A 12,589-nucleotide genomic window follows, 5' to 3' on the forward strand; every position below is an offset into this window, starting at 1 on the left:
CTATGGCTTAAGTAAGTAAACAGTAATGCTACACAAGTTGCATATGAACACAATAATCAAAGCGGTGAAAATGCTACTGGGTTTTTTAGTAGTGGCATGCTGCATGTTGTTCTCATGTAACAAAAGTGTTGTAGGGGTTTCTTCTATAGAAAAAACCGAGTTACAAACTTGGCTAAGAGAAAATGGGTTGAATTTTTCCTCAGGAACTCTTTATGTAAAAAACAATTCCGGTGGTCAGGACGAAAAAAAAATAGACTGGGATAGAATAAGCAGTTTCAAATCAGGAGCATTTCACTTTTTTGATGTTCCATATAGCTCTTCCCAAGAAAGTAGCGCAGATTTTTTTTTAGTTTTTCAAAAAAATGAATATGGCCAAATTGAAGCACGAATAAAAATTGTTTTTAAAAGAGATCCCTCAGTGCCGATTTCTAAGGGGGACACATATTATGCAGCTTCATTTTTTGATAGATTAGATGGCAGTCGGGAAGCGAATTTTATTTGGAAAGACGTTAGTGCTAAAATGCCAATTAGAGTTTATCGCAAGCCTCAGACCGCTTATTCCGTTCTTTCGCAAAATTCAAGAAAACAATTTTATGTCCCCGACGATTGTGCCAGTTATTTGATTCCAAATCGAGAATATATTTGTCGATTTGTAGGCATTTCAGAATCGCAGTCTTATAATATGGAGTGCGGTTATGAAACCATCGGTTATACCACGTTTACAGTTTGTTTGCCACAATCAGGAGGAGGAGGAGGGGTTTCGTCGGAGACTTTTTATTATCCAGGGTATTATCATTCAGGAACCAACGGACTGACAAATTTACCTAACAAAAGGATAATAGACTCCTTGGACGGATACCCCTGTGCCCAAAATGCGATGGCGAATTCTATTTTTAATTATAATGGAATTTGCGACGAAATATATTCGTTACTAATGGGAACCTTTAATGTATCGAGTTCAGTCGACCTCATTTACAAGGTGGACAATAGTTTAACAATGAGCGACCTGCTGAACGGTTATGCAGACTCTATACATTTTCTTAACGATCCATTTACTTATAGCGAAAGAGTTTATTTGAATCCATGGGTGTTAAAGAATTCGAGTCAGGAATTTACGGTGTCTGTATTAATACACGAAGGGATGCACGCAGTTATTGATTATTGGCGAAAGCAACAAAGGTATGGATACATTGATTCGGTTCAATTTAAAAATATGTTTCCTATTTTCTGGGACTATAACAGAGTAAGAACGGGCACAGAGTTGTCTCAGCATAGTCAAATGGCAGAAGGGTATATTGGCCAATTCAAGCATTTTTTGAGTGGGTTTAATAGTAACATTAGTGATAGCATGGCGACAGCTTTAGCTTGGATGGGATTACAAGAAACTACAGCGTGGAAAGCGAGATCGGATACTAATGAATTGAAAATATTACAGCATATAGCTCGAAGGGATAATAGCGATTCTACGAGATATTCAACTTATTTATTAAAGAAATGCCCATAAAAATTAAAACGATATTGTTTTTATGTAGCATTTTTGCTTTTCAATTTTCGAAAGCACAAAATTCTTTTGCAGAAAGTCTTCGCAGGCTAATTGGCAGAAGCATGGTTGAAAAAAGGAATGTCTATAATGAGTTTAGCGAGATTGTTTTTATTGAGTATAAGCTGAAGGGCAGAAAAATTGAAGTTAGAAAGTCTGGAAATAGTATATATGTAAAAGCAATAGAAGAAATAATAAGCAACAAACGTATTTCGCAATTTATAAAAGATTCGGCCAAAGTGAATTTCTTGTTGCCAGTTTATTTTTCGGTTGACCATGATGAGAAAGATTGGAAGTGGGGAGATGATGCTTTGTTATTTTCGCGGAGTGGGGTAAAAGGGATATTTGCTCTGTTATCGGAAGCAAATAAGGGGATTAAAGAGATTTTTGAGCCGCTTATCGTAGCACCTACTTTCAATGGAAGAAAGACGCAGATCGAAGCGGACAATGAATGAGAGTAGAAGGACAAGGAAAAGTGAAGGGGCATTTTCTTTAATATCTAACTTTTGACAAAAAGGAAGTTGATTCAATAAAAATAACTATCTCCACAGCACTGCGGGGATGAACTAAACAAGACCAGATGCATTTAAAGTACGAATCACAGCTGAGGGAACCGCTGGTGTATGGCGACAAAACCTATCACCAGGTAACGGAAGATATCGTTAGACCCATTGAGGCGAAACCATCCAGGCTTTGGTATATCGGTTTCTTTACGGCCGTTGCCCTGCTGATGTTTGGTGTGTACAGTGTGTACAGGGAGGTTACCTACGGTATCGGTCAGTGGAACCTGAACAAGACCGTAGGATGGGGTTGGGATATCACCAACTTCGTATGGTGGGTGGGTATCGGTCACGCGGGTACGCTGATCTCTGCGATCCTGCTGCTGTTCCGCCAGGGATGGAGAACCGGTGTGAACCGTGCGGCGGAAGCCATGACCATCTTTGCGGTAATGTGCGCCGGTCAGTTCCCTATCTTCCACATGGGTCGTGTTTGGATGGCCTTCTTCGTACTGCCTTATCCCAACACACGCGGTCCGCTCTGGGTGAACTTTAACTCACCGCTGTTATGGGATGTGTTCGCGATCTCCACCTATTTTACCGTATCACTTTTATTCTGGTATTCAGGTCTGATCCCCGATTTTGCCACCGTACGCGACCGCGCTTTCACCAAACTGCGTAAGCGTTTGTATGGTATTGCATCATTCGGCTGGACAGGCTCCACCAAACACTGGCAGCGTCATGAAAGTCTTTCGCTGGTACTCGCCGGTCTGAGTACGCCGCTGGTACTGTCGGTACACACAATCGTATCCTTTGACTTCGCCACTTCGGTGATTCCCGGATGGCATACCACCATCTTTCCACCGTACTTCGTTGCCGGTGCCATCTTCTCGGGGTTTGCGATGACGCAGACACTGCTGCTGGTGGTACGTAAGGTATTCGGTCTGCAGGATTACATCACCATGGGTCACGTGGAAGCGATGAACAAGGTGATCGTACTTACAGGTTCCATCGTAGGTATTGCCTATCTGACCGAACTGTTCATGGGCTGGTACAGCCAGAACAAATACGAAGGATACACTTTCTGGTACAGCCGTGCCTACCTGTTCAGTCCCTATGGCTGGAGCTACTGGGGCATGATGGCATGTAACGTGCTGAGCCCGCAGATATTCTGGTTCCGGAAAATGAGAAGGAACCTGTTCGTAACCTTCTTTATGAGCATCATCGTGAACACGGGTATGTGGTTCGAGCGTTTTGTGATCATCGTTACCTCGCTGTACCGCGATTATCTTCCGTCAAGCTGGTCTGTGTACTATCATCCGACCATCTGGGAGATCGGTTTTTACATGGGAACATTCGGCCTGTTCTTTACCTGCTTCTTCCTGTTCGCGAAGTATTTCCCGACGATCGCGATCGCAGAGATCAAGTATGTACTGAAAACAACAGGTGAATCCTATAAAGACAAAATGGGCGTTTACGAAGCACAGCCGCTTGAGCAGTTTGCGCATGACCAGACGCACCATTGATAATTTGAGAATGAGATAGTTTGAAAATTTGAAAATGCTGATTTGTTTGATCTGAAAATTCGCAATGAATATAAAACCTGTTCATTGTCAAATTTTCAAACCTGCCTGCCGGCAGGCAGGTCGCCGAATCTTCAAATTGAACCAATATGGCTAAAAAGAAATTCGTAGTAGGCTGTTTCGATGATGAAGCGGTGCTGTTTCCGGCGGTGAAGAAAGTACGTACCGCGGGTTACAAGATCCACGATGTGTACACACCTTTTGCCGTGCACGGTCTTGACCATGCGATAGGCGAGCGGGAAACCAGTCTGCATACTGCCGGTTTTATCTACGGCATCACCGGCACCGCCACCGCATTGAGCGGCATAGGCTGGATCTTTACGCGCGACTGGCCGCTGAACATCGGCGGTAAACCGCATTTTGCGCTGCCGGCGTGGATACCGATCATGTTCGAGCTGACCGTATTGTTCTCGGCTGTGGGAATGGTACTCACTTTCTGCTATCTCTGCCAGCTGGCACCTTTTGTTAAGAAACATCATTTCCATCCCCGCGCAACAGACGATCTGTTTGTGATGGTGATCGAATGCACCGATAAGACCAATGTAGACGACCTGAAAGGATTTTTGTCGAGCAACGGCGCAAAAGAGATCGATGTACAGGTGGCTGAGACAGGCTGGTGGCTGGGTAGCTACGACAAGAACGAAGTATTATTTGAGAACAGAACCGTTGCCGCATAATCAAGAACAGAAAGCAAATGAAAAAATCATCGATCATAACCGTTTTAGCTGCCGCAGTAGTGATTGTTAGCTGCGGTGGTAAGAATAGTCCCGGGGTAGCCTATATGCCGGATATGATGAACAGCCGCGCCTACGAAACCTATGCGGACCACAGCAACCTGGCTGAGAAGAATATCAACTATACCAGTGTGCCTGTTCCCGGAACCATCTCGCGCGAGGAGGAAATGCCTTTCCATATCGCCAAAGACCAGGGCACGGATTCATCACATTATGTGGCATCCAGGGCCGTTCCCAATCCCATCGATTCACTGAGTGAAACCGATACAAAAGAGGCGGAGCGCCTGTATATGATCAACTGCGGTATCTGTCATGGTGCCAAAATGGACGGTAACGGTCCTTTGTACAACGGCGGCTCGGGTCCTTACCCCGCTGCGCCAAAGAACCTGATCGGCGATGCCACGGTATCTGCCATGCCCGACGGACAGATGTTCTATTCGGTGACCTATGGCAAGAACCTGATGGGCTCTTACGCGTCGCAGATGAGCCGTAAGCAGCGCTGGATGGTGATTAAATACATCAAGACAAAACAGGCGGAAGCCAAAGCGAAAACGGCACCGGCAGCAACAGTCGCTGCACCCGCTGCCGCAACAGCAAAATAGAAAGAACTAATTATAAAGTGCGGACACAGAGCTCGCAGCTAACTAAACTTGAATACGATGGCATCTTTCAGAGAGCAATTTGAGATCCCCGGGAAAATGAAGACCTGGTCATGGGCCCTGATCGGTATCGGCGCGGTGGCGCTGATAGTGGGGCTGGTGACAAAAGGCATGAGTTCCGATGAACATGAGCAGGCCGTTTTTATCGGCACGCTGATGTACAATACGATCTTCTGGACCCTGGTATGTAATGCTGCTATGTTCTTTATCTGCGCCACCACACTGGCAATGGGCGGATGGCAGCTGTCTTTCCGCCGCGTAAGCGAAGCCATCTCCGCCATGGTGCCGATTTTCGGCGGCATCACCATGGTTATCCTGTTCTATGTGATCTTCTCACATAACCACCATATTTACCACTGGCTGGATAAGGATGCTGTTGAGAACGACCCGCTGCTGAAAGGCAAGGCAGGCTTCCTGAACCCGGCTTTCTTCCTGATCTGGACAACGCTCACCATCGGTCTGTGGAGCATTCTGGGCTGGAGGATCCGCCAGCTCAGCCGCGAGTCTGACGAGAGCCCGATGGACAACCAGACCGGCACCAGCTTTATTTTCCGTAACACGGTTCGCGCGGCCCTGTTCATCGTATGGTTTGCGCTGACAGTGGGCTCTACCGTGCCCTGGCTGTGGATGATGAGCATCGATGCACACTGGTATTCTACCATGTACAGCTGGTATACATTTGCCAGCACATTTGTATCGGGTATGTCCCTGATAGCGCTTTGGGTGATCTACCTGAAAAACAAAGGCTACCTGGAACTGACCAACCAGGAGCACCTGCACGACCTGGGTAAATTCATGTTCGCCTTCTCGATCTTCTGGACCTATCTCTGGTTCTCACAGTTTATGCTGATCTGGTACGCCAATATTCCTGAAGAAACCGTTTATTTCAAGCATAGGGTGCAGGGACCTTACAAAGGCCTGTTTTACCTGAACCTGATCATCAATTTCGTTTGCCCGATCCTGATCCTGATGAAACGTTCGGCCAAACGTAACTATACGCTGATGACGTTTATGTCGGTGCTGATCCTTTTCGGCCACTGGATCGATTTCTACCAGATGGTGATAGGCAGCCTGTCGAAAGAACATGTAACGCTGGGCTGGCTCGATTTCGGTATACTCAGCCTGTTCGTGGGTATCATGATCCTGGGTGTGGCAAAATCACTGGCAAGCAGACCGCTGATCGCAAAGTATCATCCGTTCCTGAAAGAAAGCGTGATACACCAGGTGTAGTAATTGGAAAATGGGGCAACCTGCCTGCCGGCAGGTTTGAAAATTTGAACATGGATAATCAATGTTTCAAATGCCTAAAAGATATAAGCAGGTATAATAGTTAGAAAATGAAAAAATTCGGAGAATCAGCAATTTGAATGAGGAACGGCGAAGCGCGGCTCATTTTCAAATTCTCAAGTCTTCAGATTTTCAAATCAAAGTAGTATGACAATGTTTTTAACCATAGCTGTGATTGTGCTGATCTTTGTTGTGATCTTCCAGATCGCCAAAGCCAGTGAATACGTATCAGTGCTGAAGGGAGAGGAAATTGCCCGCAAGCAGAACAACAAGATCAATGCATTCCTGATGGTTGCATTTCTGGTGCTTGGTATGATCGGCGTATGGTACTGCAATAAGGTATTGTATCATAAGACCCTGCTCCCGCACGGCTCGGCAAGTGTTGAGGGCGAAAGGGTGGATTCCATGTTATGGGTTACGCTGGCGGTAACCGGAATCGTGTTTATACTGACACAGGCGGTCCTTTTCTGGTTTTCGTACAAATACCAGGAGAGCGACAAGCGCAAAGTGTATTTCTTCCCGCACAACAACAAACTGGAAATTATCTGGACCGTTATTCCCGCCATCGTTCTGACGGTGCTGGTGATCATCGGTCTGCGTAACTGGTTCCTGTTCACCGGCGAGCCACCAGCCAATTCGATGGTGGTGGAAGTGACCGGCAAACAGTTCAACTGGATTTTCCGCTATCCCGGAAAAGACGGGGTGCTGGGTAAGAAATATTACAAAAATATCGATGATGCCAACAACAATGCCCTTGGCCAGTTGTGGGACGACAAACTCGGTCACGATGACGTGGTAAGCCAGGGTACCGTGTACCTGGTAAAAGGCAAACCGGTAAAACTGATCATCGGCTCCAGGGATGTGATCCATGATGTGGGTCTGCCCCATTTCCGTATGAAGATGGATGCGGTTCCGGGAATACCCACCACCCTGTGGTTTACCCCGAAATATACCACCAAGGAAATGAAGGAAATCACCGGAAACCCGAACTTTGTATATGAATTGAGCTGCGACCAGATGTGCGGAAACAGCCACTATTCGATGAGAGCGGTGATAGAGGTGGTAGACCAGGAAGAATTCGATGTATGGATGGTTAAACAGAAGCCCCAGTACCTGGTGGCAAATCCCGACAAAGATCCGGCCAACGCAACACCGGCAACACCTGCGGATTCCACTAAAACGGCTGCAAAGATGGCCGCGGCAGAAACAAAGCCGGTAGCAAAATTGTAAACAATGATTCCCGCTTCGGCGGGATGACGCATAGAACTTAATTAAAGGAGACAAAGAGTATGAGCAACGAAGCTGTATTGCATACACACCACGACACAGCGCATGGCGTGCATGACGATCATCATGAGCATCATCATCATGAGACGTTCATTTCGAAGTACGTTTTCAGCATGGACCACAAAATGATCGCGAAGCAGTTCCTGATCACAGGTATGGTATGGGCGGTACTCGGTGGTTTGATGAGCGTACTGTTCCGTCTGGAACTGGGTTATCCCGAGTCTAATTTTCCCTGGCTGAACACCCTGCTGGGTAAATGGGCCGAGAATGGCCATATCAAACCGGAGGCATATTATGCACTGGTAACCACACACGGTACCGTGCTCGTGTTTTTTGTACTGACAGCCGGTCTTAGCGGTACGTTCGCCAACTTCCTGATCCCGCTGCAGGTGGGCGCCAGGGATATGGCTTCTCCTTTCATGAACATGCTCAGCTACTGGTTCTTCTTTGCTGCCAGCGTGATTATGTTATCTTCCCTGTTTGTAAGCACCGGGCCTTTCAGCGGTGGCTGGACGGCGTATCCGCCGCTAAGTGCACTTGCCGCGGCTTCGCCGGGTTCGGGTACGGGTATGGATCTCTGGCTGATATCGATGGCATTGTTCGTGGTATCCTCCCTGCTGGGCGGTCTGAACTATATCGCAACGATCCTGAACATGCGTACCAAAGGCATGAGCATGACGCGTATGCCGCTCACCATCTGGGCGCTGTTCTTTACCGCCGTGCTTGGTGTACTTTCTTTCCCTGTATTGTTCTCAGGATTTATCCTGCTGATATTCGACAGGAATTTCGGAACGAGTTTTTACCTGTCAGATATCTTTATCGCAGGCGTTGGCGCATTGCCGAACGAAGGTGGCAGCGCCATCCTTTACCAGCACCTGTTCTGGTTCCTGGGTCACCCCGAAGTATACATTATCCTGCTGCCTGCCATGGGTATGGTATCCGAGATATTGGCCGTTAACTCGCGTAAACCGATATTCGGCTACCTCGCAATGGTGGGTTCGCTGTTCGCAATCACCGTGCTGGCCTTCCTGGTATGGGCGCACCATATGTTTGTAACAGGTCTGAATCCGTTCCTTGGATCGATATTCGTATTGCTGACGCTGCTGATCGCGGTGCCATCCGCCATCAAAGTGTTTAACTGGCTTACCACGCTGTGGCGCGGTAATATCCGCTTTACCCCGGGTATGCTGTTTGCGATCGGTTTTGTGAGCCTGTTCATCTCCGGTGGTCTTACCGGTATCTGGCTGGGTAACTCGGCGCTGGATATTCACCTGCACGATACCTATTTCGTGATCGCTCACTTCCATATCGTAATGGGTGTGGCTTCCATGTTCGGTATGTTTGCCGGTATCTACCACTGGTTCCCGAAAATGTATGGCCGGTACCTGAACAATACATTGGGTTATATCCATTTCTGGGTAACCATCGTAGGCGCTTACCTGATCTTCTGGCCCATGCACTACGAAGGCCTGGCCGGTATGCCGCGTCGTTACTACGATTACGGAACCTGGGAGAGCTTTAAACAGTTCCTCGAACTGAACCGCTTTATCAGCACCGTGGCCATGATCGTATTTGCCACACAGATACTGTTCCTGTTCAATTTCTTCTATTCCATATTCAAAGGCAGGAAAGTGACATCGTTGAATCCGTATGGTTCAAATACACTGGAGTGGACAACGCCATTGCGTCCCGGTCACGGCAACTGGCCCGGTGAAATACCCGAGGTACACCGTTGGGCATACGATTATGGTAAGGACGGAAAAGAATTCATTCCGCAGACCACACCGGTGGGCGCAGATGAAAGTCATCATTAGGAGGATTTTGGAATTTTGAACCTGCCTGCCGGCAGGCAAGATTGGGAAATTTTGGAATTGAAAAACAGATCAAATCGATTTCAAAATTTCCCAGTTCCCAATTTCAAAATGATAACTGACTTAATGCTCCTGGTCCCGGATCGGGAGCATTGTTTTTAAAATACACTCTGCGGCTGAACAGCAGGGTTTGCAGAGCGGGAGAAGCATGGTAAACACAGCAGAGACATCCACATCGTTTTCGATAGCTTCTAAAGTGAAGGATTATTTTCAACTGATCAAATTCACTTTAAGCTTCACCGTGGTGTTTTCCTGTGTGGTGTGCTACCTGTTGGCGCCGAATGTGATCGGCTTCGACTGGTGGATGATAACAGTTCTTTTTATTGCGGGTATGCTGGTAACAGGCAGCGCCAATGCCATTAACCAGGCGGTGGAAAAAGACACCGATGCCATGATGAAGCGCACGGCCAAGCGGCCCGTTGCCAGCGGCAGAATGAGTCAGGCAGAAGCCTATGCATTCGCAGCCATAGCCGGTACCGTGGGTGTGCTGATGATGGGTTGGTTTTTCCGTTCCTCGGAAAACGGGTTCAACTGGAACGCGGCATTGCTGTCTGCCTTCAGCCTGTTCCTGTATGCGTTCATCTACACGCCGCTGAAGAAGATCAATTCGATAGCGGTGCTGATCGGTGCATTTCCCGGCGCGTTGCCCTGCCTGATAGGCTGGGTGGCCGCCACCAATATGATCGATCCTTTCGGTACATTATTGGTGAACGGGAGAGAATACCTGAACGTGGGCGGCTGGGTGTTATTCGCCATACAGTTTCTCTGGCAGTTCCCCCATTTCTGGGCAATTGCCTGGGTGGCGCATGGCGATTACAGCAGGGCGGGTTTCAAATTGCTGCCGGCCGACAAAGGACCCACGCGGTTTACGGCCATTCAGGCGGTAATGTATTCGGTGCTGATGATACCGGTGGGAATACTGCCCTATTATTTTGGAATGAGCGGACAGGTAAGCATGTTTATCGTACTGGCGGCAAACCTGTTCATGGTAGTGCAAAGTTTACGCCTGTACCGATCGATGGATGTGAAAGCGGCCAGAAGGGTTATGTTCAGCAGCTATATCTACCTGCCGATCGTATTGCTGGCATTGCTGGCGGATAAAGCATGAGTTGATATGCGTTTTGCGGAACATGGAAGGATACATATCAAATCTGAAAGGTAAAAGAGGTTGACGCTATGGAGATTCAAGTTCTGATTTCTTAATTACTAATTAAACAAAAATGATCGCTGTGCAAACGGAGAGAAACAGGATCCACCCGCACAAGTTCACTTTGTGGGTGGCGATGGGAAGCATCATTATGATGTTTGCAGGGCTTACCAGTGCCTATATCGTAAAGAAGAACCAGGCCAACTGGCTGGAGTTCAGTCTGCCCGGTATTTTCTGGTATTCAACGCTGGTGATACTGCTGAGCAGCGTTACCATGCATCTTTCGGTAAAATCGTTCAAAGCCCGCGAACTGGGCCGGTATAAGGCGCTGATTACGCTTACGGCCCTGCTTGGCCTGGTGTTTATCATCATGCAGTACCTGGGCTTTACAGAACTTGAATCACGCAATATTGCATTAACGGGTGCCAGGAGCAATTCATCCGCTTCTTTCCTGTTTGTGATAACCGGTCTGCATATGCTGCATGTGCTGGGTGGCGTGATCGCATTGCTGGTGGTGTTCACCAGGGCATTTGCTGCCAAACAAAGACATTACAGCGCCGTTCCGGTTGAAATAACGGCCACTTACTGGCATTTTGTAGACGTACTCTGGATATACCTTTTTGTATTTTATAACTGGATCAGCTAACCAAGAAAAAGTTGCCCGGCGGGCAGCTTTTTTGGACGGCAGCCAATATTTTTGTAACGAAATTTTAGAACTGAATCATGTCAAGTACAACAGTTACACCAACCAAATTGTGGAGCGGCGGAAAAAGCCCTTTCAATGTTGAATATGGTAAATTGATGATGTGGTACTTTTTGATGAGTGATGCCTTTACTTTCGGCGCATTCCTGATCTCTTATGGTACCATCCGTTTCTCTACCAATGGCTGGCCCGACCCCAACGCCGTATTCCGTAGTTTCCCCTTTGCACCCGAAGGCGTACACGCGCCCCTGGTGTTTGTGAGTGTGATGACGTTTATCCTGATCATCAGTTCCGTTACCATGGTATTGGCGGTGCATGCCGGTCATAACATGGATAAGAAAGGAGTGGTAAAGAACCTGATCTGGACCATCATCGGCGGTATTGCGTTTTTGAGCTGCCAGGCATGGGAGTGGACACACCTGTACCACGAAGGCGCCTGGTGGGGTCACAATCCTTTCCTTAACCATGACGGAACGGCATCTTCCACCAATTTCACCAACTACTTCTTTACCATTACAGGATTCCACGGATTCCACGTATTCTCGGGCGTGATCATCAACATTGTGATGCTGATCATGACACTGACCGATAAATTCGAGAAAAGAGGACACTACCTGATGATCGAGAAAGCCGGTCTGTACTGGCACTTTGTAGACCTGGTATGGGTATTCGTATTCACCTGTTTCTATCTTATCTAACCATTACTAAACGCATCAAGCAAATTATATGGAACACACTACAGCACACGAAGAGCACGGACACGGTGGCGGAGGTACCAAAGAGATCGTTCGTGTAACGATCATCCTTTCGGTACTTACGGTTATTGAACTGGCACTGGGTTTCTGGATGATCAGTATGCCGCTCGAAAGCAGTCTTCGCCTCGCGGTGAAGGGCGCGATCATCATACTGATGCTGGCCAAAGCATTCTATATCGTTGGTTATTTCATGCACCTGAAACACGAAGTCAAGAACCTGATCATGACCATCGTAGTGCCACTGGCATTGTTTATCTGGTTCATTATCGCCTTTTTGAGCGATGGTAACTCTTTCCGTAACCTGCGTAATACCTATGATCCTTATTTCAAGGAGAAAAGCACGATCAAGGTAGCGCCGGCCGAAGAACATGGCGGCGCACACGGCGAGGCGAAACACGAAGAAAAAAAGGCTGAGGAAAAACACGAAGAAGCCAAACCCGAACAGAAGGAAGCGGCACATCACTAGTACAGGCCTTAACCGGAATACATCATATGAAAACCATCGCCTGTATGCCGATGGTTTTTT

The 12,589-nt window shown here is 47.4% G+C and carries 12 protein-coding genes; all 12 read left to right on the forward strand.

Going from position 1 to position 12,589, the window contains the following annotated elements:
- Window positions 1-43: 43 nt before the first annotated feature.
- The 12 genes from GWC94_RS01330 (at window position 44) to GWC94_RS01385 (ending at window position 12,529) form a co-directional block, all read left to right on the forward strand.
- Window positions 44-1,504, forward strand: coding sequence for a hypothetical protein (locus GWC94_RS01330; RefSeq protein ID WP_161833200.1), 1,461 nt, complete (start codon window positions 44-46; stop codon window positions 1,502-1,504).
- Window positions 1,495-1,995, forward strand: coding sequence for a hypothetical protein (locus GWC94_RS01335; protein WP_161833201.1), 501 nt, complete (start codon window positions 1,495-1,497; stop codon window positions 1,993-1,995). Before GWC94_RS01330 ends, GWC94_RS01335 begins: the two co-directional genes overlap by 10 nt.
- A gap of 125 nt (window positions 1,996-2,120) precedes the next feature.
- On the forward strand, window positions 2,121-3,563 hold the full coding sequence (gene nrfD, locus GWC94_RS01340) for an NrfD/PsrC family molybdoenzyme membrane anchor subunit (RefSeq protein ID WP_161833202.1): 1,443 nt from the start codon (window positions 2,121-2,123) through the stop codon (window positions 3,561-3,563).
- 146 nt (window positions 3,564-3,709) lie between these two features.
- Window positions 3,710-4,297 carry a DUF3341 domain-containing protein gene (locus GWC94_RS01345; protein WP_161833203.1) on the forward strand — a complete coding sequence of 196 codons (588 nt, stop codon included), beginning with the start codon at window positions 3,710-3,712 and terminating at the stop codon, window positions 4,295-4,297.
- Window positions 4,298-4,314: 17 nt separating this feature from the next.
- Window positions 4,315-4,956 (forward strand): c-type cytochrome, encoded by a 642-nt coding sequence (locus tag GWC94_RS01350; RefSeq protein WP_161833204.1) that lies wholly within the window; start codon window positions 4,315-4,317, stop codon window positions 4,954-4,956.
- Window positions 4,957-5,013: 57 nt separating this feature from the next.
- Window positions 5,014-6,243, forward strand: a complete 1,230-nt coding sequence (locus GWC94_RS01355) for a quinol:cytochrome C oxidoreductase (RefSeq protein WP_161833205.1) — start codon at window positions 5,014-5,016, stop codon at window positions 6,241-6,243.
- A 204-nt stretch (window positions 6,244-6,447) separates the two neighbouring features.
- Window positions 6,448-7,530, forward strand: coding sequence for a cytochrome c oxidase subunit II (locus GWC94_RS01360; protein ID WP_161833206.1), 1,083 nt, complete (start codon window positions 6,448-6,450; stop codon window positions 7,528-7,530).
- A 59-nt stretch (window positions 7,531-7,589) separates the two neighbouring features.
- Entirely contained in the window at window positions 7,590-9,401 is a 1,812-nt protein-coding gene (locus GWC94_RS01365) for a cytochrome c oxidase subunit I (RefSeq protein WP_161833207.1), read from the forward strand.
- A gap of 205 nt (window positions 9,402-9,606) precedes the next feature.
- Complete coding sequence (gene cyoE / locus GWC94_RS01370) at window positions 9,607-10,566, forward strand: heme o synthase (protein WP_161833208.1); 960 nt, start codon at window positions 9,607-9,609, stop codon at window positions 10,564-10,566.
- Window positions 10,567-10,678: 112 nt separating this feature from the next.
- A complete protein-coding gene (locus GWC94_RS01375; protein ID WP_161833209.1) occupies window positions 10,679-11,251 on the forward strand; it encodes a cytochrome c oxidase subunit 3 in 573 nt (190 codons plus the stop codon).
- Between the two features lie 77 nt (window positions 11,252-11,328).
- On the forward strand, window positions 11,329-12,006 hold the full coding sequence (locus tag GWC94_RS01380; protein WP_161833210.1) for a cytochrome c oxidase subunit 3: 678 nt from the start codon (window positions 11,329-11,331) through the stop codon (window positions 12,004-12,006).
- 28 nt (window positions 12,007-12,034) lie between these two features.
- Window positions 12,035-12,529, forward strand: a complete 495-nt coding sequence (locus tag GWC94_RS01385; RefSeq protein WP_161833211.1) for a cytochrome C oxidase subunit IV family protein — start codon at window positions 12,035-12,037, stop codon at window positions 12,527-12,529.
- Window positions 12,530-12,589: the final 60 nt, after the last annotated feature.

Source organism: Sediminibacterium soli, assembly GCF_009939225.1.
Lineage (GTDB): Bacteria > Bacteroidota > Bacteroidia > Chitinophagales > Chitinophagaceae > Sediminibacterium > Sediminibacterium soli.